The sequence below is a fragment of the Symplocastrum torsivum genome, assembly GCF_059505465.1.
In genome coordinates this window covers 44,566-67,825 of sequence record NZ_JCACKQ010000025.1, presented here as the reverse complement: position 1 = coordinate 67,825, position 23,260 = coordinate 44,566, and the positions used below count along the sequence as shown (strand labels likewise).

General features: G+C 45.8%; 28 protein-coding genes. 14 read left to right on the top strand and 14 right to left on the bottom strand.

The genetic code is table 11. From position 1 onward, the window contains the following. Positions 1-98: 98 nt before the first annotated feature. The 5 genes from AC5JL3_RS08840 to petB form a co-directional block, all read right to left on the bottom strand. Positions 99-479 (bottom strand): hypothetical protein, encoded by a 381-nt coding sequence (locus AC5JL3_RS08840; RefSeq protein ID WP_192219139.1) that lies wholly within the window; start codon positions 477-479, stop codon positions 99-101. Between the two features lie 252 nt (positions 480-731). Then, a complete protein-coding gene (locus AC5JL3_RS08835) occupies positions 732-1,625 on the bottom strand; it encodes a glycosyltransferase family 4 protein (RefSeq protein WP_496074133.1) in 894 nt (297 codons plus the stop codon). A 439-nt stretch (positions 1,626-2,064) separates the two neighbouring features. Continuing rightward, a complete protein-coding gene (locus AC5JL3_RS08830) occupies positions 2,065-2,484 on the bottom strand; it encodes an ATP-binding protein (protein WP_496074132.1) in 420 nt (139 codons plus the stop codon). A 519-nt stretch (positions 2,485-3,003) separates the two neighbouring features. Beyond that, on the bottom strand, positions 3,004-3,486 hold the full coding sequence (gene petD, locus AC5JL3_RS08825) for a cytochrome b6-f complex subunit IV (protein WP_496074131.1): 483 nt from the start codon (positions 3,484-3,486) through the stop codon (positions 3,004-3,006). Between the two features lie 133 nt (positions 3,487-3,619). Beyond that, positions 3,620-4,288: a cytochrome b6 gene (gene petB / locus AC5JL3_RS08820; RefSeq protein ID WP_496074130.1), complete on the bottom strand. Its 669-nt coding sequence runs from the start codon at positions 4,286-4,288 to the stop codon at positions 3,620-3,622. Between the two features lie 416 nt (positions 4,289-4,704). On the opposite strand from petB, the gene ctpA reads away from it, so the two are divergent. Further along, entirely contained in the window at positions 4,705-5,946 is a 1,242-nt protein-coding gene (gene ctpA / locus AC5JL3_RS08815) for a carboxyl-terminal processing protease CtpA (RefSeq protein ID WP_192219135.1), read from the top strand. A 90-nt stretch (positions 5,947-6,036) separates the two neighbouring features. On the opposite strand, the gene AC5JL3_RS08810 is transcribed toward ctpA, so the two are convergent. After that, a complete protein-coding gene (locus AC5JL3_RS08810; protein ID WP_496074136.1) occupies positions 6,037-6,705 on the bottom strand; it encodes an MBL fold metallo-hydrolase in 669 nt (222 codons plus the stop codon). Positions 6,706-7,131: 426 nt separating this feature from the next. On the opposite strand from AC5JL3_RS08810, the gene AC5JL3_RS08805 reads away from it, so the two are divergent. From AC5JL3_RS08805 to trmFO, 3 genes are all read left to right on the top strand, one after another. Further along, on the top strand, positions 7,132-8,625 hold the full coding sequence (locus AC5JL3_RS08805) for a site-2 protease family protein (protein ID WP_496074129.1): 1,494 nt from the start codon (positions 7,132-7,134) through the stop codon (positions 8,623-8,625). A 334-nt stretch (positions 8,626-8,959) separates the two neighbouring features. Next, positions 8,960-9,460: an FHA domain-containing protein gene (locus AC5JL3_RS08800; RefSeq protein ID WP_496074128.1), complete on the top strand. Its 501-nt coding sequence runs from the start codon at positions 8,960-8,962 to the stop codon at positions 9,458-9,460. 99 nt (positions 9,461-9,559) lie between these two features. Continuing rightward, positions 9,560-10,921, top strand: coding sequence for an FADH(2)-oxidizing methylenetetrahydrofolate--tRNA-(uracil(54)-C(5))-methyltransferase TrmFO (trmFO, locus tag AC5JL3_RS08795; RefSeq protein ID WP_496074127.1), 1,362 nt, complete (start codon positions 9,560-9,562; stop codon positions 10,919-10,921). Between the two features lie 322 nt (positions 10,922-11,243). Here trmFO and AC5JL3_RS08790 read toward each other — a convergent pair whose 3' ends face one another. Further along, on the bottom strand, positions 11,244-11,396 hold the full coding sequence (locus AC5JL3_RS08790) for a hypothetical protein (RefSeq protein WP_496074126.1): 153 nt from the start codon (positions 11,394-11,396) through the stop codon (positions 11,244-11,246). Positions 11,397-11,608: 212 nt separating this feature from the next. On the opposite strand from AC5JL3_RS08790, the gene AC5JL3_RS08785 reads away from it, so the two are divergent. Both AC5JL3_RS08785 and AC5JL3_RS08780 read left to right on the top strand, forming a co-directional pair. Then, positions 11,609-11,845 (top strand): helix-turn-helix domain-containing protein, encoded by a 237-nt coding sequence (locus AC5JL3_RS08785; RefSeq protein WP_496074125.1) that lies wholly within the window; start codon positions 11,609-11,611, stop codon positions 11,843-11,845. A 169-nt stretch (positions 11,846-12,014) separates the two neighbouring features. Further along, positions 12,015-12,581, top strand: coding sequence for a restriction endonuclease (locus AC5JL3_RS08780; protein ID WP_496074124.1), 567 nt, complete (start codon positions 12,015-12,017; stop codon positions 12,579-12,581). On the opposite strand, the gene AC5JL3_RS08775 is transcribed toward AC5JL3_RS08780, so the two are convergent. Next, positions 12,544-13,737 (bottom strand): DNA cytosine methyltransferase, encoded by a 1,194-nt coding sequence (locus AC5JL3_RS08775; RefSeq protein ID WP_496074135.1) that lies wholly within the window; start codon positions 13,735-13,737, stop codon positions 12,544-12,546. The two genes, AC5JL3_RS08780 and AC5JL3_RS08775, sit on opposite strands and share 38 nt — an antisense overlap. An 87-nt stretch (positions 13,738-13,824) precedes the next feature. Between AC5JL3_RS08775 and AC5JL3_RS08770 the strand changes: the two genes are divergently transcribed. Genes AC5JL3_RS08770 through AC5JL3_RS08760 form a run of 3 tightly spaced genes read left to right on the top strand, consistent with a single transcriptional unit; the run spans position 13,825 to position 14,761 of the window. Further along, entirely contained in the window at positions 13,825-14,118 is a 294-nt protein-coding gene (locus tag AC5JL3_RS08770) for a UPF0175 family protein (protein ID WP_496074123.1), read from the top strand. After that, entirely contained in the window at positions 14,115-14,597 is a 483-nt protein-coding gene (locus tag AC5JL3_RS08765; protein ID WP_496074122.1) for a PIN domain-containing protein, read from the top strand. Before AC5JL3_RS08770 ends, AC5JL3_RS08765 begins: the two co-directional genes overlap by 4 nt. Before the next feature lie 17 nt (positions 14,598-14,614). Next, the gene (locus AC5JL3_RS08760; RefSeq protein WP_496074121.1) at positions 14,615-14,761 is read left to right on the top strand and encodes a hypothetical protein; all 147 of its coding nucleotides are present in this window, start codon (positions 14,615-14,617) and stop codon (positions 14,759-14,761) included. A gap of 12 nt (positions 14,762-14,773) precedes the next feature. Here the strand turns inward: AC5JL3_RS08760 and AC5JL3_RS08755 are convergent, their stop codons facing one another. Continuing rightward, positions 14,774-15,145, bottom strand: a complete 372-nt coding sequence (locus AC5JL3_RS08755) for a hypothetical protein (RefSeq protein WP_496074120.1) — start codon at positions 15,143-15,145, stop codon at positions 14,774-14,776. Next, positions 15,142-15,474, bottom strand: a complete 333-nt coding sequence (locus AC5JL3_RS08750; RefSeq protein ID WP_496074119.1) for a DUF433 domain-containing protein — start codon at positions 15,472-15,474, stop codon at positions 15,142-15,144. The genes AC5JL3_RS08755 and AC5JL3_RS08750 overlap by 4 nt, the downstream gene beginning before the upstream one ends. 24 nt (positions 15,475-15,498) lie before the next feature. Between AC5JL3_RS08750 and AC5JL3_RS08745 the strand changes: the two genes are divergently transcribed. The 3 genes from AC5JL3_RS08745 to AC5JL3_RS08735 all read left to right on the top strand — a co-directional run bounded on the left by AC5JL3_RS08745 (position 15,499) and on the right by AC5JL3_RS08735 (position 18,994). Further along, positions 15,499-15,777 carry a hypothetical protein gene (locus AC5JL3_RS08745; protein WP_496074118.1) on the top strand — a complete coding sequence of 93 codons (279 nt, stop codon included), beginning with the start codon at positions 15,499-15,501 and terminating at the stop codon, positions 15,775-15,777. Positions 15,778-15,967: 190 nt separating this feature from the next. Further along, positions 15,968-16,975: a hypothetical protein gene (locus AC5JL3_RS08740; protein ID WP_496074117.1), complete on the top strand. Its 1,008-nt coding sequence runs from the start codon at positions 15,968-15,970 to the stop codon at positions 16,973-16,975. 294 nt (positions 16,976-17,269) lie between these two features. Next, complete coding sequence (locus AC5JL3_RS08735; protein ID WP_496074116.1) at positions 17,270-18,994, top strand: ABC transporter ATP-binding protein; 1,725 nt, start codon at positions 17,270-17,272, stop codon at positions 18,992-18,994. A 161-nt stretch (positions 18,995-19,155) separates the two neighbouring features. Here AC5JL3_RS08735 and AC5JL3_RS08730 read toward each other — a convergent pair whose 3' ends face one another. Beyond that, complete coding sequence (locus AC5JL3_RS08730) at positions 19,156-19,545, bottom strand: c-type cytochrome (protein ID WP_242058515.1); 390 nt, start codon at positions 19,543-19,545, stop codon at positions 19,156-19,158. A gap of 278 nt (positions 19,546-19,823) precedes the next feature. Here AC5JL3_RS08730 and petG point away from each other — a divergent pair, with 278 nt between their 5' ends. After that, a complete protein-coding gene (gene petG / locus AC5JL3_RS08725; RefSeq protein ID WP_192219129.1) occupies positions 19,824-19,943 on the top strand; it encodes a cytochrome b6-f complex subunit V in 120 nt (39 codons plus the stop codon). Between the two features lie 204 nt (positions 19,944-20,147). On the opposite strand, the gene rsmD is transcribed toward petG, so the two are convergent. Beyond that, the gene (gene rsmD / locus AC5JL3_RS08720; RefSeq protein WP_496074115.1) at positions 20,148-20,681 is read right to left on the bottom strand and encodes a 16S rRNA (guanine(966)-N(2))-methyltransferase RsmD; all 534 of its coding nucleotides are present in this window, start codon (positions 20,679-20,681) and stop codon (positions 20,148-20,150) included. Beyond that, positions 20,682-21,317 (bottom strand): imidazole glycerol phosphate synthase subunit HisH, encoded by a 636-nt coding sequence (gene hisH / locus AC5JL3_RS08715; protein WP_496074114.1) that lies wholly within the window; start codon positions 21,315-21,317, stop codon positions 20,682-20,684. A gap of 240 nt (positions 21,318-21,557) precedes the next feature. On the opposite strand from hisH, the gene AC5JL3_RS08710 reads away from it, so the two are divergent. Then, positions 21,558-22,130: a pyroglutamyl-peptidase I family protein gene (locus AC5JL3_RS08710; RefSeq protein WP_496074113.1), complete on the top strand. Its 573-nt coding sequence runs from the start codon at positions 21,558-21,560 to the stop codon at positions 22,128-22,130. A gap of 462 nt (positions 22,131-22,592) precedes the next feature. On the opposite strand, the gene AC5JL3_RS08705 is transcribed toward AC5JL3_RS08710, so the two are convergent. Then, positions 22,593-23,078, bottom strand: coding sequence for a hypothetical protein (locus AC5JL3_RS08705; protein WP_496074112.1), 486 nt, complete (start codon positions 23,076-23,078; stop codon positions 22,593-22,595). Between the last annotated feature and the right edge of the window lie 182 nt (positions 23,079-23,260).

Genomic DNA, 23,260 nt, shown 5'->3' with positions numbered 1-23,260 from the left:
GAATCCTACTACCTGATCTCAGCGGTAAGCTTTTTCTCGGAAATCACCTTAGTTGTTGGTTGTTAGTCGTTAGTGGGAAGCCTACTAACGATTAATTGCTAATCTTCAATCTGCTTAACTGATACTTCTACTGCCTCAACATCAATCGTACCGGGAGGTGTCAAACGGTTAAAATGCCCCTGTTCGACTCGTAGGGGTTCTCCACAACTGGGACATTGACATTCCGTTTGGTTAAACCCAGTAAACTCATAGGTACAAACTGGGCACTTATCTTCAACGAGATTGCGTCTCAACCACCAGCGAAACACAAACCACCCAATTACAGGTGAAATCAGTACTAATCCAATCAGAATCAAGAACCCGTTGACCACCCAGCCCAAGCCAACCGCTCCTAGCAACAAAAACGTTGTTAAGAGCGTGAGCCAACAGCCCATGCCAGATAGGTTAAGCCGAAAAGTTTTAGGGATGTCCTGGTTCACAGTAACGAAGATTTCATGACGGTATGGAGATATCTCCATCCTAGTTCAGATTCGTCTTTACCTGAGATTGGGAATTGGGAATTGGGAATTGGGAATTTCAAGAGTCTTTGTCAACAACCCTCCTCTAAGAAAATAGGTAGGAAGAGCAGAGGAGGCTCCCGGAGGCAGGGGGAGAAGAATTTTTATTTCAACGTTCGTGAGGCGTCTCATGGTGCTTAATCCTTAACAAGGAAGTTCCCCATTCCCTATTCCCTATTCCCCATTCCCCCTATTTAGAAACTGTTTTAACTGCCGAGTGAGTGCTTCTTTCCCAAATCGGGTAAGGGATTGTTCTCGTAACCACTGACCATTACAGCGCTGATCGTCGCCTTTAAGAATTTCGATACAAGCAGAAGCAACCGCTTCGGGGTCTCTGTGGGGGACTTGCCAGCCAATATGCCCATCCTGTAAAGGGTCAGCGGAACCATCAGCATCACCCCCCAGTACTGGTTTACCGCAAGCCATTGCTTCTAGATAGACAATGCCAAAGCCTTCTTGGGAGGGCATGATGTAGGCATCAGCAAGGCGGTAGTGTTCTACAAGATCGGCGGTGGGGACGAAACCCGCAAAGATAACGCGATCGCTAACTTCCAAATCTTTCGCCAATTGTGCTAGTCTTGGTTGGTCATCGCCACGACCAATGACTAGATATTTAACATTCGGGAAAACTTTTGCGATCGCAGGTATTGCTCGAATGGTAACATCGACACCTTTGTAAATATCACCCGACCACAGTCGCGCTACGGTCATCAGCACCTTGGCACCCGCTATACTATAGCGTGCGATTAATTCGGGTGACTTAGAGCCAGGGGTAAAGACATCGCCATCCACTACACAAGGCAACATCTGGACTTTCTGGGTATCCAAGTCATTAGCCGCACAAAGGCGATCGCGACTATAACGGCTAATTGTCCAAATTTCTGTCGCTGCTGCTAGGGCACTATGTTCACGATTTGGCAAGCGATACCAAACTTCTTTCCCATAGGTCAATACTGTATAGGGAACACCCCGCCATTGACACAATAGCTGAGTTAGTGGTGCTAGCTTAATATGTCCACAGTAAACATGACTAGGACATCGCCGCCACAAACACCAACCAAGTGCCACGGCTAACCTCAAACGGCCTAGTAGAGGTAGCCGAGTTTCCAGGTAATGAAATTTAAGTGAGTAGGTATCCAAGGGATTTTCGCAGTTAGGACTATCCCTGAGCAAAAACACCTCAGCTGTAGTTTGTCCTGTTTGAGAAGTTAGGGACAAGTAGGCTTGTAAAATATCTTTGACATAGGACTGAATGCCTCCTTCACACTTAAAAATTTCTAGAAAAATAAAGATGTGGTCAGTTGTGCCTTTAATCGTCTGACCTCCAAATTTCCTAACTGTTTAAGATAGACTTTCATGGGGATTACTCACGAACGTTGCGATGAAAATTCTTCTTCCCTACTACCTAACACCTATCTTCAACTTAGACACCATGAGACGAAAGCTCACAACAAATGGATGAAAATCCTTCTGCCTTCTGCCTTCTGCCCTCTGCCTTATTTTCAAGTTAGAGGCTACTGCAAATCAATAGACAATTCCTACCATCTTGACAGCGTTCATAGATAACGTGATCAGCAAGGCGTCTAAGCAGAAACCACCCATACCCACCAATGCAGAGAGTTCCTGGCATAGGTTCCACTAAATTATTTGGATCAAAAGGCTCTCCATAATCCCAGATACGAATTTCTATCCGCTCATCCCAGATAGCTAGCTCGATTTCAATTGCTGTTTCGGAGGGTAATTTGTGATGAGCATGGCGAACAGCATTAGTAAATCCTTCTGTCAGAGCTAAATTCAAGTGAGCGAATGAATGAGAAGATCTGTTGATCCGAGAGATATAGTTTGAACAATTTTGTGCAAACCATCCGTTTAAGTCAGTGATGACATTCAGATCGCTTTTGACTTTGAGGCGCTCAAATAATAACATCCCTTTGCTCGACTTTTTGCTGAGCCTACCTTACAGCAGCTTACTAGAAATTGAAAAGTAAACAACCATATTACCGATTGTTTTAAATAATTACTATTAACCTAAAGATAAGAGCAAAAAAACTTAGCTTGCTCTGTAAACTCCCATCAAGTGGCTTTTAGTAAATTCTGCACGGATACTAGTGATGCTGATTTTGCATAGACACCCTGAGCTTTTTGTAGAGCAGCTCCCTCTCAAGTAGGATAGTTTTCCAACTGAGGTAGTTATGTATCGCTAATTTAATGCTACCTCAATAGGTATAAAGAAGAATATTAATAAAAATAAATATAGAGGAATGTTTTCAATTTGAATTGACTAACAAATTTGATAGCATGAATGATGAAGGGTGCTTCCCCTCACCCTCTAATTTTTAAACGTTGATACTCAGAACTTACAAAAAACTGATGCCTGTTAATGTCTTTTGGCAGTACATCCGTACAGCTAAAACATCAACAGGCATTGAGGTGAGCGATCGCTTTCTTAAAACAGACCCCAGGTCAGGGATTTGTCGATTGGTAAGGTTGCGCCAACACCCAACCAGATCGTAACAAGGGTGCCAATCAAGAACACTGTAGTCGCTACAGGACGACGGAATGGGTTCTGAAACTTGTTCACGTTCTCAATGAAGGGAACCAAAATCATACCCAAAGGAATGCCAGCCATGCAAGCAACACCCAACAGTTTGTTCGGTAGCGTGCGTAGAATTTGGAAAACTGGGTATAAATACCATTCAGGAAGGATTTCTAGAGGTGTTGCGAACGGATCGGCTGGTTCACCAACCGTTGCTGGGTCAAGCACCGCCAAACCAATACACAGCGCAATCGTCCCCATAATGACGATGGGGAAGGTATAAAGAAGGTCGTTTGGCCAAGCGGGTTCACCGTAGTAGTTGTGACCCATTCCCTTGGCAAGCTTTTCACGTAATTTTGGATCAGCTAGATCCGGCTTTTTGAGAATTGACATCGTAGATTATTCTCCTTAATCAACAAAGAAAAGATCAGCAAGCAGGAGGCAGTTAGCGTTTAGCTCTTAGCAGAAGATTATCAGGAAAGACAATAGACAAGTAAGGGCTAATCGCTAACTGCAACGTGTTAATTTACAAGGGACCAGAAATACCTTGTTTGCGGATCATGATGAAATGTAACAGCATGAAGACCGCAATCAGCCAAGGTAGAACAAAGGTGTGAGCACTGTAGTAGCGAGTTAGGGTGGCTTGACCAACGCTACTGCCACCGCGTACTAGATCAGCCATAAAAGTACCGACAAAAGGAATTGCCTCAGGAACACCAGAGACAATTTTGACAGCCCAATAGCCGATTTGATCCCAAGGCAGCGAATAACCGGTAACACCAAAAGAAACCGTGATTACTGCCAGGATTACACCGGTCACCCAAGTCAACTCACGAGGCTTTTTGAAACCGCCAGTGAGGTAGACACGGAACGTGTGCAAAATCATCATCAGCACCATCATGCTGGCAGACCAGCGGTGAATAGAGCGGATGAGCCAGCCGAAGTTGACTTCCGTCATTAAGTACTGCACGGAGGAGAATGCCTCGGTGACCGTTGGTCTATAGTAAAAGGTCATTGCAAACCCAGTAGCAAACTGGATTAGGAAGCAAACGAGAGTAATCCCACCCAGGCAGTAAAAAATATTAACGTGCGGAGGTACATACTTTGTGGTAACGTCGTCGGCAAGTGCCTGAATTTCTAGACGCTCCTCAAACCAGTTGAAGGCTTTTGAGTCGGTTATCTGCTTTGAAAACATGAAGCCAGAATTCCTAAAAGGATATTGCTGTTTTTGACGTAGTTAACCCTCAAGCGGCACTCTGCCACCGAGGAAATTGATTATGGCTTTGGGTGAGGGGAAACACACCAATAAAGCTGAGCTTACACAAATCTGATCAGGAACGCTGACCCGGTTTGATGTCCGCTATACAAGAAATGTAACATAGCTTGTCAGAGGTAGACGTTGCGGTGCCGTAACTCTTAATAGCTTGCCTTCGACCTGTACCTTAAGGGTTACTAAAGAGGGGATGCTGTTGACGACTGACGGTTGATGTTGAGGTGTGAACGGTGAACCGTCAACAGTCTACGGTAGTTGATTTCACGCGATCGCGTCGTCCCTAGGCTCTGCCACACTGACAATTTAGGGAATTAAAGCCTGAAGTGAAAATTTTAGTCATGCACAAACGAGCTTTCTGGGTTGGAGTTTTACTAATCTGCCAAATCATCTTCTCATCGGCATGGTGGACAGCACCAGCATCTGCTTTTACAGAGGAGCAAAAGATTTTCTCGCAAGCGTGGCGAATCGTCTCTCAAGCGTATATAGATGACACGTTTAATGATCAAAATTGGTGGGCATTACGAGAAAAAACGTTGAAACAGCGGCTAGATAATCGCGAAGCGACCTATGCAGCGATTCAAAAAATGCTAGAGAGTCTTGACGACCCCTTCACGCGACTCTTGAAGCCCAACCAGTATCGCAGTTTACAGGTCAATACCTCCGGAGAACTATCGGGTGTAGGACTACAAATTGCTCTGGATGCTGAGACGGGAGAATTAGAAGTAATTGCCCCAATTGCTGGGTCACCCGCTGATCAGGCGGGAATTAGCCCACGCGATCGCATCCTGGAAATTGATGGTGTACTAACTTCAGAACTCACTCTCGATGAAGCCGCCTCTCGGATGCGCGGCCCCATTGGTACGACGGTTACTCTGAGAATTCAAGGTGATGATGGGAAGCCAAAGTCAATCGAACTGGTACGCGATCGCATCGCTCTCAACCCAGTTTATGCCGTCTTAGATACCCACCCTGGTAGTACCCCAGTTGGTTACATTCGCCTGACCCAGTTCAGTGCCAATGCCCCGACTGAAGTCGCTGACGCGATTAATCAACTCGAAGAACAGGGCGCAGATGCTTATGTCCTTGACCTACGAAATAATCCCGGTGGTCTGTTGCAAGCTGGTATCGAAATTGCTCGTCTCTGGTTGGATAAGGGAACAGTTGTTTATACCGTTAACCGACAGGGAATGCTAGGTAGTTTTGAAGCCAATGGCCCGGCACTAACGGAAGACCCTTTAGTAGTCTTAGTCAACCAAGGAAGTGCCAGCGCTAGTGAGATTCTCGCTGGAGCATTACAGGATAACGGGAGAGCTAAACTAGTTGGTGAAAAAACCTTTGGCAAAGGCTTAATCCAGTCATTATTTGACCTATCAGACGGGTCAGGATTAGCCGTAACTGTTGCCAAGTACGAAACACCAAACCACCATGATATTCATAAACTAGGCATCACCCCAGACTTTCAGGTGCCGTTAGAACAAATAACGTTCAATCAAGTCGGCACAACAGCAGATGGTCAATATCAAGCAGCTATAGAGTTTCTGGCATCCAACTCCGTAGTGGCTGATGCTGTAAGTAACTAAGCTTGTTGTCCCGCTAAACTGAATTCCCACGTCATTAAGGGCGTGGGATGAGGTTAACGTGTTGTTAGCTTCAAAGATGTCAGAAAAGCTTCAAAGCAAAGGTTGAGTATGTCGCAAAGCTGCTAAATTCAGTTGAGTTAGTTGCTCATACGCCTGATCAATTACGCCTTTGCCTCGCAAACTTCCTGTATTAGCACCAGGACAAATGTAATGCAATGTTGTCGGTGTAAAGCGCTCAATTAAGGACTGCACACTTTGAATTTGCCTTCGCCAATGAAAGGTTTTTGAAGTGCGTAAAGGTTCTGGTTTGCCTTGTCGATTTGGCAATAGATGACGCCCAGAAAACAGAACACCACCTGCACAGGTGAAGTAAAGACAAGAAGAACCTGGCGAGTGACCCGGTGTCCAGATAGCGCTACAGTTGGGAGTGAGAGTAAACTCGTATTGGAAGGGACTTACGTCTAGTCCCGGCAACAGGTAAGCTTCTTGTTCTTGAACCACAATAGTACAGCCGAACATCTTCTGAATTTCCTGCGCTCTCCCAATGCCACCTCTATGAGTTAGGAATAGTAAGGACACTCCCCCTTGTTGTCGAATGAATTGTTCGTTGGTTTCATTCAACGCCGGACAATCGATCAGGAGATTGGCGGAATTTCCTACAATAAGATATGCCGTACCACCTAACGTATCGCGATTGGGTGGAAATGCGAAAATTGTTTCTAGGACAGGGCGTGGTGGTTTGAGTACAGCAGGTTGCAGATTTGACGGTGGGGTTTGAGGAGGAGTAATATTGCCCTTTTCGGGGAAATCAGGTTGCACAATGCTTGTCTGCCTGTAGTTTGAGTGAACGGTACTAACCTTTATGAAAGATGGAGAGAGTGGGAGATGAGGGAGAGGGGAAGAAAATGCTGCCCAGTAGGGGGCAATTGATATTCCGAAGAAGAACTAAGTAGAGCGTTGGAAATAAACATTGCTGGTTTAAGTGATTAAAGCTTGGGAAACTTTACCCAGCCACTACTCACTAGCCCACAGTCCCCAAAACGATAAGTTCTGTTTGATTGCGCCTACTTGCTTATCTTGACTTATGCCTCATGGTGCCAGTGCCTATACGGAACAAGGCATCTACTATAAAATCCTCCCCTCTTGGTCAAGATCGCTCCATTACACCAATTGTGATCTATCATCATGGAACTGTTGCTCCTAATTCTACTAGGCATTATCACTTACTTCATCGTCCAGCGTAGTGTGGCAAGCATTACCCGGACACCAGTCTGGTTATTGTGGCTGGTAATGATGACTCCTGCACTGGTCTGGAGTGGATGGAATCAGCTGTATGAAGATGCACCGATGCCACCTGCCCTTGTATTTGGACCTTTCGTGATTTGCCTGCCGTTGTACTGGTTCTTGATTCAGTGGGGACGCCGCGATTCTACCCCTCCAGCAACTCAGGGAACAGAGACAACACCTCCAGCATTAACGCCAAAACCAACAGTTCCAATAGCGAGTGAAGAGTCAGCGCTACGCCCAATTAGCAAACAGGAAGAAACTGACCTTAGAAATTGCTTTCCCTGGGGAGTTTACTATCTTCAGAATGTTGAGTATCGTCCCCAAGCTGTTTTGTGTCGAGGAAAGCTACGCACAAGCCCAGAGGCAGCCTATCAGACAGTACGGCAAAATATTGAAGCCGAATTTGGCGATCGCTTTTTTGTAATTTTTCAAGAAAGCCTGAATGGGACTCCCTTCTTTGCTTTAGTTCCGAATACGCAAACTCAAGCCAAGGTAGGGACTGAGTCGGAACCTGTGTCGCGCCCAATTTTGGCGTTGGGGTTACTGTTGACTACCTTGTTGACCACCACAATGGGAGGCGCACTGATTGCGGGGCTTACTGAAAAAGAGCTTAACCCCTCGACTTTAGTGAAAGGGTTCCCTTATGCCTTAGCACTGATAGCAATCTTGAGTGTCTATGAATTGGGTCATTACTGGGTAGCAAGGCTGTACAAAATGCGGATAACGCTGCCCTACTTTATCCCGTTGCCTCCAATGCAATTCTTTCCCCTAGGGACAATTGGCGCATTTATTCAGATGCGATCGCCTGTTCCGCATCGTAAAGCCTTATTTGATGTTGGGATTACTGGACCCTTAGCCGGGTTGATTGTCACCTTACCGATTTTAATTTGGGGGCTTATCCACTCCAGAGTCGTTCCAATTTCAGATGCCTCAGGACTGTTAAATTTTGAATCCCTTAATCCAAGATTTTCCTTCTTGCTAACCCTACTCAGTAAGTTGGCATTAGGTAATGAATTAACGCCAACAATGGCAATTAATTTGCATCCTGTGGCAGTGGCAGGCTATGTCGGTTTAATCGCGATCGCGTTGAAGTTGATGCCAGTGGGGCAACTTGATGGAGGTCACATCGTCCATGCTATGTTTGGACAGAGAACGGGTGCAACTATTGGTCAGATTACCCGCCTGCTGGTGCTGGTACTTGCCTTGCAGGAGTCAGATTTATTAACGTTGGCGATTATTTTATTATTCCTGCCAGTCGCAGATGAACCAGCCTTAAACGATGTCTCAGAACTTGACAACTGGCGTGATCTAGTAGGATTTCTGGCTCTATTGATTTTAGTAAGTATCATTTTACCGCCACCAGGTACGCTCACTGGGCTGTTAAATGTTTAGGAGGCTGAGGACTAGTGCGTAATTAGCTATTCGTCTTTTAGGTTGCACATTCGTAAAGTTCTACCTCAAGGGAGAAAAAGTCATTTAAGCTAATGTGTATTCAAGTTGCATTTCATGGAAGATGGTTAAGCTAATCTAATTCAAAACTCAGGGTTGCGTCTCTAAGATTTCGTGAACTAATGCTCTTCAATTGAGCGCATATAGGCAGTCTTCTGCGCTCAATTGTCGAAGTTGCACTGTCAGCCATCCAATCTTTTGTCCTGCAAAACTTCACTTCGTCACGAGAAGTCGCTTGACGTTTTATTCAAACCCTGTAAAGCCAAGGATTGTGAAAATGCCTGAAGCCGAAACCTCTCACTTCCATCACTCGAAACACAATCTTTCACCTATTGGTTCAACTACAAAGCCAATCTCCCCTTCAGAACCGCAAGAGGTTCATTGGTTGATTGTGAAAGATGACCAGGGACGGAAAGAAATTCCCTTGGGAGGAGAGGTATATTCCATTGGGAGAGACGCTGAATGTGATATTCGTCTCTTTTCACTGTTTGTTTCTCGCCGACATGCCACGTTAGTCCGGCAACAGCGTGATGACGGAAACTACTACTACCAAATTGTCAATGGCAATCTTCAAGGTCAACTCAGTGCCAATGGTATCGTAATTCATGGACGCAAAATTCAAAGCTATGACCTCAAAAATGAGGACAAGGTTGTGTTTGGGCCTGGGGTAAGTGTTACCTATTATTTACTCAAACGCAACAATCGCAAGAGTGGACCACTTGATCCATTTGACATTACACTGATCGACCCTGGCATGGTAGAAGAACAAGAAAAGTAAACGTCTTGGGAGTACAAGCGCCAACCTCAACAAGTGACCATGGAGGAAGTAGCAAGGCAAGAATACTTCCTTGAACGGGGCAAGAGACGAGGAGGATGAATGATGGAGAAGCAAATGATTCATGTAATTGGTGGTGGACTAGCTGGTACAGAAGCCGCATGGCAGATTGCTAAGGCGGGTGTGCCAGTGGTACTCCATGAAATGCGCCCCTTAAGAAAAAGCCCTGCTCATCACACCGAGGAACTGGCGGAACTGGTTTGTAGTAATTCCTTTGGTGCCCTCTCAAGCGATCGCGCGGCGGGTTTGTTGCACGAAGAACTTCGTCGCCTTGGCTCTATAATTATCGGCACGGCTGATGAACACGCGGTTCCTGCGGGTGGCGCACTAGCGGTAGATAGAGGAGTGTTTAGCCACAACTTAACGCAAACGCTTGCGACTCATCCCTTGATTGAGTTGCGTCGCTCAGAAGTTCAGGAAATTCCTACTGAGGGAGTTGTTGTTCTGACGACTGGTCCTCTAACTAGCCCTGCTTTAACTGAAGACTTGCAACGCTTCACGGGCATGGAATACTTCAGCTTTTTTGATGCGGCAAGTCCCATTGTCACAGGAGAATCAATTAATCGTGAGATTGCTTTTTTTGCCTCGCGTTACGATAAGGGCGAAGCGGCTTATCTCAACTGTCCGATGAATCGAGAGCAGTATCTGCACTTCTGGCAGGAATTATGTGCTGCCGAAAAAGCGGAATTGAAAGATTTTGAGCAAGAAACGGCTAAGTTCTTTGAGGGTTGCTTGCCAATTGAAGAGATGGCACGGCGCGGCGAAGATACGATGCGCTATGGTCCCTTGAAGCCAGTGGGGTTATTTGATGCTCGAAAGGGAGATTTTCGCGCTCCAGAAAACCAATCCCAGCGTCCCTATGCTGTCGTACAACTTCGACAGGAAGATAAGGCGGGTCAACTTTGGAATATGGTGGGATTCCAAACCAATCTGCGCTGGGGTGAGCAGAAACGGGTATTTCGGCTGATTCCAGGTTTGGAGGAAGCGGAGTTTGTCCGGATGGGTGTGATGCACCGCAACACGTTCCTGAATGCGCCTCAGCTATTGCACCCGACGCTGCAATTTAAAAAACGCCCAACTTTGCTAGCGGCAGGTCAACTGGTGGGTACAGAAGGCTATACAGCAGCAGCGGCAGGGGGTTGGCTGGCAGGGACGAATGCAGCGCGGTTAGTACTAGGATTGGAGCCTGTAACGCTGCCAACTACGATGATGATGGGTGCGCTGTTTGACTTTATCAGTTCGGCATCACCGAAGCATTTCCAACCAATGCCACCGAATTTTGGAATTCTGCCAGAACTGGGTAAGCGAATTAAGAATAAGCAAGAGCGATATGGGATGTATCGCGATCGCGCTTTGGCTGATCTTGATAGTTGGAGTAGAGGGCTGAGAGCGTCTGCGGCTTGAGTTGTCGGGTTTTATTGATTGACTAATGCGATCGCTTCGTCTCCTTGAATAGGGGTCTAAGAAAGCGATCGCATTTTAGCTAGGTGGGTAAACAAGAAGGTAATCAGAAGAAGACCAACGCTTAGGCACGAATAATCGATTTTCTTGCCCAATCTCTTGTATTTTCCAGGTAAATTAACACTGATTTCCAGTGCTTTGTCCGATCCTCGTCTCTTTTGAGCGTTTTCTTGACCTTCTCTAGGTAGATAAGGGTGGTGTAACGCTCATCGTTGTTGGGACACCGTTCAAGAATTAGATCGTAAAGTTGTTGCCACTGCTGTTGTCAGTTATCCTGGTTGGGATAGAAGATTGCCTCGAACAAATTCCGCCAGAAAAACTCAATGGTGCCAATGTCTTTGAGATTTTGCGGGGTTGGTTTATCCCAGCCAGTGTGGCGAGCGCGTAGAGCATTGACGTTCGGTAGATTGCCGATCATAGGGGAAGATAGGGAACAGTCAAATTTAAGCAGGGTTGGATCATTGCTGCCTAAATTTTATCGATCCAGCAGAAGCGATCGCTCTCTCGGCACAAGGGGATTCTTCACAATTGGTTGAGACGTTAGGTTTAGTCATTGAGGTTTGCTAGGGCGATAATCTATGTGACACATCGTCCGTAGACTGATAGTCCGTAGACATTGAAAATCAGTATATGGAAAAAGCAAAAGGCAAAATCCTTTGTGCCTTAGGCTACCTCGTGAGGCAGCGCCGGACTAAGCTTGGCATCTCACAAGAAGAACTGGGACTACGCGCTAACTTAGACCGTACCTACATATCTGGGGTGGAACGCGGAGTACGAAATCCCTCTTTGACTGCTCTTGTAAGTCTTGCTAGTGGCTTAAACACAACAGTGTCAGACCTTCTCAATAATCTAGAAAACGAGTTTTGAATTCAAAGTGAGTGAAAATCTAGTTTCTCAAATCAAGGCTCAACTTCAAACAGCCCCAACGCAACTGAAAGTCTTTAACCTTTTGTCGGATCGAGCATGGCATTGCCGCAGGTGTGAGGGCCGACAAGTAGCCTCGGAGCAATATGCTGGAGGTGGGGGCATTCAAGGCTTGCAACGTGGTAGTAAAAATCGTCCTGGTTTGGTTATCGAATCAGAGTCTAGACCTTGTAATAATTGCCAGCGTATAACCAAACAAGACCACTGGACAGGAGAGATAAAATCAGCAAATTCTGCTGCTAAAATACCAAACTCTTTAGTAAGAAGAATTTTGGAAATTTATTCTTATACAGATGTAATCGAACAAAGGCAACGTGCCACCCATGAGTTAGTCATTGACCATCGGTTTCCCATGGAGCGTTGGGGAAGTAATGAGCCACCACATCTTACCTCAATAAATGAGGATGAAATTAAGGAAAAATTTCAATTGCTAAAGAAGGATTCTTCTGGTAATCACAATCTTCTGAAATCGAGAAGTTGTGAACGCTGTATTAAAACTGGGAAAAGAGGGACACCTTTTAGCATAAGGTTTTGGTATGAAGGCGGTGAAGATTGGGCTTCTATACATCAGCGCGGTACTGAGGCTGAGGAAGGATGTATTGGATGTGGTTGGTATAATTTTGAGGCTTGGCGTGATGCTCTCAATCAAAGATTAGCTGAGTCTGCAAAGGACGATTAACAGTATCTCCACGTTGGATATTAAGTGCAATATCAGTTAAGTACGGTATAAGCGCCCAAGCGATACACTCTGCTAGACGAGGCGGCACAGCATTACCAATCTGCCACATAGCTTTCTTCATAGAACCTTCAAAAACAAATGAATCTGGAAATGTCTGTAATCTAGCCATTTCACGGGCTGAAATAACACGGTTAAGATATGGGTGAATATGAGTACCACCATGATTCTCTTTGACAGTCATACTAGGTTTTCCAGGATATTGACGCTTGAAGGCATCGACATAAGTTTTATACAAAGAACCGCCTGGTGGAACTTTAGCAATTCGTTCCATGTACTTAGGTGAATGCCGAGTCCATTCATGATTAATTTCTGGTAGTGGTGTCCACTCAGGAAGGTCAGAAATTGCTGATTCAATCGGTTTGTATTGATGAGGCAACAGTTGAGCTTTTGGATATGGGTTCTTCATGCCAAATCGGTTGGCAATAAAAATGGCTCGTGGGCGAATTTGCGGGACTCCATAGGCAGCAGATTCAAGAATTGCAATAGAAACATGAGGATAACCAATTGCCTCAAATGCCTCACAAATGGCTTTCTTAACAGCCCCTTTCTGCATGGTAAGAATCCCCGGCACGTTTTCCATAACAACATACCACGGTCGTATTTCTGAAACGACTCTTACAAATTCACGAAATAGACGATTGCGAGGGTCATCAGGGTTGCGCTTTCCTGCAACTGAGAATCCCTGACACGGAGGACCCCCTACAACCAAATGAACTTCAGGCGAACCAATTTGATTAAGCCAGTCTATTGGATTAAATTGTTCGATATCACCGTTAAAGTGATGACATTGTGGAAAGTTCCTTTTGTGTGTTGCTGATGCTATTGGGTTCACTTCAACACTTGCTACAGGTTGAAATCCTGCTTGGACTAAACCTTGTGTCACTCCACCCGCACCGCAGAAAAGATCGACAAATGTATAGTTGGAGGGAGGTGTGGGCAGCGAACTAATTTCAACAAATGTTTTGTAAGGATCGCACTCACCTGTCTCTAGTTCACGTTGGATACGTTCGTAACGTCCTAACTTTGCTGTCTTCTGCCTAGATGCAAGATTTTGCTCCTCTACATTAGAAAAAAGAGACAGTTGTTTTGCTTCCATCTTAAGCTTTATAGTCATGTTCATTAATTGTGACATATAGTCAACATAAGAGCAAGCTCAACACAGCCAACAACCACTACCCTCCAGATGCAGACGCAACAACCAGAGACTGAAGTCAAGTTCACAGTAGTTATTCCTGAAATCCCTGAAGCACACAAGTTAGAAGCAGAAAGCAAAGCACGGGAAGCCTATGTGATGACACTGCTACGACATAGTGATATCAGCGCAGGACGGGCAGCAAAACTTCTAGGCATTGATCGCTGGCAACTTTCCGACCTAATGGATGTGTATGACATATCACCGTTTCCGACACAGACACGGGAAGAGTTGGAGCGTGAGGTTGCCAAAGCCAAGCGTACCTTGGAGAAATATTCCAAGTGATCGTTGTTTCAGACACCACACCCCTGAGTGAATTGGCAAAGGTTGGACAGCTAAATTTATTGAGGGATATCTTTGGGCAAGTCATCATCCCTGAAGAAGTTTACAACGAAGTAACCACCGGAACGCATCCAGCAGTAAGTGCGGTACAATCAGCAACTTGGATTGAGGTGCGCTCAATTACCAATGCTGAGAATGTACCTATTCTTCAAGATGGTATCCAGCTTGACTTGGGTGAATGTGCCGCGATTATCCTTGCTGAGGAGTTAGGTGTAGATCAGCTATTGATAGATGATTTAGCGGCGCGTCGAGTGGCGCTGTCTCGAAACTTACCCGTTATCGGTACAATCGGCACACTGTTACTTGCCAAAGATCAAGGATTGATTCCTAGCGTTAAAGAAGTGCTAGACGCTCTTATTGCCCAAGGTAAACGCATAAGTCAACAGCTATACCAGGAGACTCTGCTTGCTGCACAAGAGTAGAAAGAATCCTTAGATTTTTGGACGATCGCATTATAGAAAAGAGCGATCGCACTTACAATTCATCCGGGTCAACATCCAATTCTCGAAGTTTAGCGGCTAATTTTTGCGATCGCATCTCCCCTCATCCATTCAAAACGCCATTCGCTTGCGATCGCTTCTTGTAACGCTTCAAGCAATTAAACTTGTCCCTGAAACGGAATCCAATCTACATAATCTCTCCATTCTTCAGCTTCAGTCGTCTCCCAAATCACAAAAAGTTCTTCCGCCAACTGCCCTATTGATGTTTTGGGACGTACCCAAAGTAACCCCCAAATGTACCCGCCATCTGCCCAGTGTGCTTCCAGATGGTCTGGCATACTGGTACGGTTGTCTGTTACCAAAAGCCGTTGCGATAACTCCAGATAGCCTAATATATCTGGGTCGAGTGTTCCTAGTTGCGGTGCATTAGGATCGCCCACACGCAAGATATCGATCACAGGATTTAGACGCAGGACAGCTACCTTAAGCCGAGATGACAAATTCTCATCAAGCAAGAAACGTACCTTCACAAAGGATTTCCTCGCTCTTTAGCTCGCTCTTGCTTTTTTGCAATTATACGTTGCGCCAACGGTGAAGGATTGACTAACGATTCCTGATAACGCTGTTCGCGCCATCTCGCCAAACGTAATAGGTAGGCATCTATATCAGCCTGATTATGCAAATAGTAAGTAATCGTCCCGTAAATCTGCTCTAAGCTCAGAGTAGGTAGATTAGCAGCAATCTCTTCTGGTGAATATCCTTCCAAATAATAATCAAGCACATTATCAATGCCGATGCGGTGTCCTTTCAGGCGGATGTCATCTGGCGATAGAAAGTCAAAATAATCTTCTAATTGCATTGGTTTACCTGTGGACTGGGTTTAATGCATCTTAATCTTTACGTTATCAGTAACTATGCTGTGCAGGAGTACCTTAATGTTACTGAGGGACAGATGCTGACACTGCTTAAAATCGGTGTTACCGAAGCAGAAGGCGGTTGCGTTCCTCTAGTCTTACTCACCCCCAAACAACCCCAAGTTCCCCAGTTGGCAGATAAAATTGTTGCCCTTATGGAAGAGGAAGGCGTAGGTTTAAGTGATTTGCTGGAGGGCATAGAAACAGAACGGCAGGCAATTTGGCAAGAGCAACAGCAAGATGCCTAGAGTATTTGCTGACTCCAGTGACATATCACCGTTTCCGACACAGACACGGGAAGAGTTGGAGCGTGAGGTTGCCAAAGCCAAAAGAGCGATCGCCCTCTCATCACAGGCTTAGAAGTCACAAAATTGGAGTAGGGATTTACACTCAGATCAGCCACGCTTTGCAGATAGCTAATCCGAGTTAGCTCCAACTATGTCAAAATCCGATGGTCAACTCGATACCCCACTCAGTTCCAGTCAGCCCCTCATTGAAGCGTTTGAACAAGACTTGCTCAGAGGCACCTTACCACCTCTAGATGTTCCCAACGCTCACAATCCAATCTATCTACCAGGAACTGAACCCAGCCTACAACAAACCTATTATTGGCTAGCTCGGCTTGCTCGTCAGCTCAAACAAGACAAAGCTAAAGAGTTTCTGATTGAAAGAATGCAATCTTCCTGGTTAGGAACTCCCCAACAAAAGTGGTTCTATCAGATTTCTATAGGACTGATAACTGGGCTGATAGTGGCGCTGATTTACGTGGGAACGACGGGACTCATTGGAGCAAGTATTGGTGGCATCACTTACGGATTGATTTTAGGGCGTACTCAAGAAATTTTCCCAGTTAATCGTCTTAAATTTTCTCTTGAATTTGCCAAAGCTCAGTTACTGAGTTCTGTGATTGAAGGGCTGTGGTGGGGACTGGTTTATGGGCTGATTGATGCCCTGATTTGCTGGTTAATCTGGGGAATTGAAGGACTCATTTTAGGAATGGCTGATTCGTTAGTTTGGGGGCTAATCGAAGGACTAATTTGGGGACTAATGGTTCCAGACTTCGATAATACAACTGTCAATAATCAAGGAATTAGAGAATCAGGTCTAAATGCAGGAATTTTTACAGTTATTGGTGGAGTAGCCTGGGTACTACTTTATGTTGGAGTCCTATTGGCGATGGGAGAACCTTTGGAACCTCGTGATTTACTAATTGACGGAATCGGGAATGGAGTGTTTTTTGGCATCTATGTTGGAGGTTTAGCTTGCCTTCAACATTTTGTGCTGCGCTTGATTCTAAAGCAGAGTGGGGCTATCCCTTGGAATTATGCTAAGTTCCTTGACCATGCCGTTGAACTGGGATTCTTGAAACGGGAGGGTGGCTGCTATCGCTTCATTGACGACTCAGTGCAGGAGCATTTTGCTCAGATGCCACTGAATGGAAGGTGAACTTTACATCTTGTACCTGAGCATTTATCCACCAGGGACTCAAGGATACTGTTGATCAATTAGCTCTCGTGTGTGACCCCTCCCCAAGCCCCTCTCTGCTTCGGGGAGGGGCTTCCGGACTCCCCCAACCCACTGCGAGGGTTGCGGGGCTGGGGGGTTAGGTCTTCCGAATTCGCCAATAGTATCCTTAAGTTCACGGTGGGTTTAAGGTACTTTCTAAAAACAAGGAAGCTCAGAAACAGCTTAAAAACTGGTAGCGTCAAAAAAAGAAAATGTTGTTCTGGACGTTACCTCTTGAAAACGCGCTCTAATTACTGGCAGCTACTGCCTTATATTCGCCCTCACTGGAAAACCATTACTCAGGCATTTGTTTGCACGCTAGGTGTTACAGTGTTTTGGCCCCTACAAGCCGCACTAGCAGGGCAACTGGTCAGTTTAATTGGACAAGGCAATATGCTAGGGCTTGCGCGGATAGCTGGAAGCCTTGTCCTAGTTTTTCTCGTCCAGAAAATCCTGATGTATGGGCAAGACACCCTGATGGCAAAAGCTGCCCTGTTTGTCGCCTTAGACTTACGCAAGCAAGTCTATGCCCACATCCAACGCCTCAACCTCAGCTATTTTGAAACTGTCCAGACAGGCGACTTAACGTACCGCTTCACTGAAGATATTGACCGGGTTGGTGAGGTAGTCAATAAAGTCTTCCATGACTTTACCCCTTGTGTGTTGCAGCTAATTGTGTTGCTGGGTTACATGATTTATCTCAACTGGCAGCTAACGCTGGCAACATTCATCGTTGCGCCGTTGATGGGTGTTTTGATTGGCTGGTTTGGTGAACAGATGCTGAAGTTTTCCCGCCGCAGTCAAAATCACATCTCTAACTTATCGGCTTTGCTGACAGAGGTGTTTAGTGGGATTCGCCTTGTGCAAGCGTTTGCGGCTGAGGAGTTTGAGATTGATCGCTTTGCTCAAGAAGCAGAAGAAAACCGTCAAGCGAAGTATGCAACTGAACGGCTGAGGGCGATTCAGAACCCAGTTGTGGGATTTGTGTATGCGATGAGTGTTTTGCTGCTGTTTCTCCTGGGTGGTTGGCAAATTTCTATGGGGAACCTCACAGGCGCACAATTTGCCACATTTGTTGCTGCGGCATTGCTACTTATTGACCCGATTGCCCATATCACCAGCAACTACAACGAATTCAAGCAAGGTGAGGCATCGGTCGATCGCATATTTGAACTGGTAGCGATTCAGCCAACGGTGGTGGAAAAACCAGGTGCGAGTGTCTTGCCAAGCGTTACGGGTAAAGTTGAGTATCGGAATGTGTCATTTGCCTACAAGGCAGATGAACCTGTGCTGAAAGACTTAAGTTTATTAGCACAACCAGGAGAAGCGATCGCATTAGTTGGTGCGTCGGGTGCTGGTAAAACTACTCTAGTCAATCTACTGCCCCGCTTCTATGACCCTCAATCGGGTGAAATTTTCATTGACGGAATAAATATTCAGGATGTCACCCTAAAGAGTCTGCGGCGGCAAATTGGCATTGTCCCGCAGGAAACCACACTATTTTCTGGCACGATCGCCCAAAACATCGCCTTCGGTCAAGCTGAATTTGACCTTAAAGACGTTCAGGAAGCCGCTAAGATTGCGAATGCTCACCAGTTCATCACTCAGTTTTCCCAAGGCTATTACACCTGGGTAGGGGAGCGAGGCGTGAATTTATCAGGAGGGCAAAGACAACGAATTGCGATCGCGCGGGCTGTTCTTCTCAACCCCAGTATCCTCATCCTTGATGAAGCGACTTCTGCTTTAGATTCCGAATCCGAAGCCTTGGTACAAGAAGCCTTAGAGCGGATTATGAAAGAGCGCACGGTTTTTATCATTGCTCACCGACTGGCAACTGTGCGCCGTGCTGACCGTATTCTTGTTGTAGAGCAAGGACAAATCGTGGAATCGGGAACCCACGAAGAACTTTTAGAGAAAGGCGATCGCTATGCTCGATTCTATGCTCAACAGTTTAGTTAGGTGACAGGTTTTAGGTCTTAGGTAATAGGTTTACAGGTATGCCCTGCTCTTCTTTGAATCTCCCCAAAACCCTAATCTTTCCAAGGAGAGCGCCATAGCTTTTCCCCTAAAACCTACCACCTACGCGCCTTAACCAAGACACAGGGCTACTCAACCAATCCTCACAAATCTTCCAAGTAGCTTAAAAGGTCTGACATTTCCTGAGGGCTAGGCTGGAACTTCGGCATTGGTGGTGTCTCGCCACTTGTCACCTGATGAATCAAGTTGATCTTGGACTTTCGCTGAGAAACATGCTGCAAGCTTGGGCCGACCCGACCATCCGCTTGTATTCCATGACAACCAGCACAGTTGATTTGAAAAATCGCACGACCTCGCAGTGAATCGCCATCTAGTGACAAGACATTTTGGATGTAAGGGTCTGAAGTCTGAATTAGGTGGAAGCCTAAGATGCTTATAGCGATTGTTAGCAGCGCCGCAAGCACCACTAAGGTAATCCGCCGGATTAGGATTTCAGGATGGGCAAGCTGGTTCTCCAAACGAACTCCTGTCAAATTAAGAATTTACTAAGCGTTTTTTGTCGATATGAAACGAAAAACCGATTTTGTTATACGAGTAAGGTGATAACGTAACGGCTTGTCGAAAAGTATGTCGATTAATAAACATAGCTTAAAATTTACAGAATGAGTAAGCAAGTCTAAACTTGCACTACGGTTGAATTTTGGCTTTCACAATGCAGCTAATTCTTTCAGTTCAGTCTGTAGCTGTTGCGGCGTGAGAGCTAGTACGATGAGAAACAAGCAAAAAAACTTATTAATGTAGGAGAACAAACGTGGTAGAACCGCTGCTTTCAGGGATTGTCCTTGGCTTAATCCCAGTTACCCTTGCTGGACTGTTTTTCGCTGCCTATATGCAGTACAAGCGTGGCGACCAGCTAGGTATCAATAAGTAGGGAATAGGGAATGGGGAGTAGGGCAAGAATCTGGAACTTGCACTAAACAGCAAAACGAGGTTCTATCCACTCCCTACTCCCTAGTGCAAGAAGGCAGGAGGCAGGAGGCAGAAGGAATATTGCTTGTAAGGTAAGCTTTTTAACCTTTTTCAACTGGATAGTTATTTCCGCCACACTGCACTAGCCTACTCCCTCTCTTCTTCATCAGCGACGATAGAAAGTCAAGGCAGTATTGCCGTAGACTTTCTGCCTACAGATTTCTAGGTTGGGAAGTGGTATTTCTAGTCGATTGTTTGGGCTATGCTCTACGGCTAGTTCACCCTCAGCATCGAGTAACTGGTACTGAGCGATCGCTTTTAGGACTGGCTGATACAAGTCACTCGCATAGGGTGGGTCGAAGTAAATGTAGTCAAACGACTGACCTGCTAATATTTTTAATCGCCCAACAACGTTCCCTTGTATCACCTGAAACTCCTGTTCAGGCTGAGCTACTTGTTCCCAGTTCTGCTGAATAACGGCACAGGCTTTTGCCCACTTCTCAATTCCCACAACCAAGGATGCTCCCCGACACAGTGCCTCCGCACCCATTGAACCTGTACCAGTACATAAATCAAGCCATCGGCAATCAGCAATCGTACCTTGCCAGATATTAAAGACTGCCTCTCGTACCCGTGCTAGCGTCGGGCGGGTATCTTGACCTGGTAAAGTCTTTAGTTGCCGATTGCCGTAGATTCTCATTTACACTAGAACAGCCGTCTTGACTTGAGCCACGAAATTAGACAAGATTTGCAACCCTGCTGTGGAAGATTTTTCCGGGTGAAACTGGACTGCCATTAAGTTGTCACGAGCGATCGCAGCCGTTACTGTTTGGCTACCGTGGGTAACAGTTGCTGCGCGAATTTTGGGGTCAACTGGGTCAACATAGTAGGAATGGACGAAATAGACTCGTGGAGTGCCGGATAACTGCTGCCAAAGCGGAGAATTCGGCTGATTGAATTCCAACTCATTCCAACCCATGTGAGGAACGGTAATTCCTGGTTCCCAGCGAAAGCGACGTACCATTCCGGGAACAATTCCTAATCCCGGTTCAGTACCTTCCTCACTCCCGTCAAAAAGAATTTGTAAGCCTAAGCAAATGCCTAGAAAGGGTTTACCACTAGCGATCGCTTTTTTAATCGGTTCCTCAAGTCCACGCGATCGCAAATGTTGCACAGCAGGGTCAAATGCTCCCACGCCTGGTAGAACTACAGCATCCGCCTGCTCAATGTCTGCTGGTGAATCGGTAATTTTCGTCGTCGCCCCAGCTTTCTCCAGACCTTTACAGGCAGAGTGCAGGTTTCCCATGTCGTAATCTACAACGGCAATAATTGGCATTAACCCGCTCCCCCTTACATTTGTTATTGAAGCCACCTCTATTTTAAGTTGCCGCCTCTCTTCTATGAACCTACTGTGTATACATATCGCCTGCTCAACCTCAAAATGTTGCCTTTTGCCCCCCCCAACCCCCAACTTTTGGGGGCTTCCAACCGAGCAAAGTCCCCCAGAATTGGGGGATGCGAGGGGGCTTATCAATCTCGACCGTGAGCAGTAAAACTTGTGTATATACGGTAGCTTATGAACGGAAAAATTCTCCTAACCTCTTTTCAAACTTGGTTACCGCATCAGAGATCTAACGCTTCGGATGATTTATTAGAAGAAATTGCTCAGTTAAATATTCTCTCTCCTGCCTTAACTTTATTGAGACAGTTACCCGTTGATGTTCCCAAAGCCAGCCGCTGCGTAATTGACAAAATTGAGGAACTACAACCAGATGTCATCATTTGCTGTGGTATGGCAGAGTGCCGCACAAAATTAACAGTGGAATCTTGTGCAACGTGCAACGATGACTTACTTAAAACATCAGTGGATTTGGAGAAATTAGTAGCTGAGTTAGTTGGTACAGAGATTAGTCACGATGCAGGTAAATTTGTTTGTGAAGGACTGTACTACGAGGTCTTGAGCTATTTGCGATGCCGCAGGCGGTTCTACCGCACATCGCGTCGCCTGCACACCTGCTGTATTTTTGTCCACGTCCCTGTTTTGACTCCAGAGAATTCAGCGAGTGTCGTGGAAGATTTCCACTTAATTATTAAGAAAATGGCATCTTTAGCTCCTCAGGACACTGACTTTCTACATAAGTACCTCTAGGTGCTAGCTTGCTCTTGATGTTGCCCTTGCGGATTAGAAGCTCTGGTCTGACACTCGCTCGCTGGGGTCTGATTCTGCTCCCTTCTCTCTCTAGCCTTCCTCAAAGCGGAAAGGATAATTGCCTTCACTTCCGGCTTAAGCTGATTTAGCTCAGCTCCCCATAGTCTCTTCAGGGTCATTTCATCAATAGTGTCAGTCCCCAACATAGTTTCCTGCCCTATTAGTATCACCATCTACCACTTTAGACGGATGCACCTAATCAGAAAACCTATGTAGTCATCTTGCATACCTCAAACACCAGTAAAAATCAAACTCAAATGGTGTTATGAGGTTCCAGCAATATAGAAATCCGTTGCAAATCGTTGCAAAACCTAAGTTATATTGAAACGAATCACCGTCTTATGAATTGAATAAGCAGCGATCGCGCTTCTCTAGTCTGTACGTTCCACTTCCAAGCAAGTTTTAGCGACTAAATAGCTGCTGTCGCCTCACTCTTAAGTACGCCCAAACTGGGAACTGATAAAACTCAATCACCAGCCAGCCAATAATCGCTAAATGGGATAAGAACGTTAATCCAGTCCAAGCGGCTGGAAGCCAAGCCAACCGACTACCAGGAGATGGGGGAAAAGTGTATGCGGATAAACCAATCAAGGTGGTAGGCAGCACGACAAAGCCTATGGCGAATAGCCAGTAAGCCCATCCCCATTCAACTCCCTCTAGATGTGCGCCCGTCCAATTTCTGCCATTCCAAAGCCAGATTAGAGGCGGTTGCCTAGCTGGCATTTTGATGAGCTGTCGTTCTAGATCAGCCGTAAAAATATGACGACAGCAATCACAAGCCATCGCGTCCATTAACGGCATCGCTTTGAGCTGGTTTAAGCGACAGACGGGACAGGGATAAACCCCTTGATAGTCAAAAGGGTGTTTTTTGTTCTTTGAACTGTACATTGGAAAAGCAATCTCGCTTTTAGTCTGCCCTTCCTGATATCCGTTAAGTTTTGGTTACCAGAAGGATAAGTAGTGGCTATGTTGTGATCATACCTAGAGTCGTTTTATTGATTTTGCAGGTGTGACAGATTACGCCAGTAGCTAGGTAGCGAAGTGGTCAGAAACTTTCGCCTTGATGCACT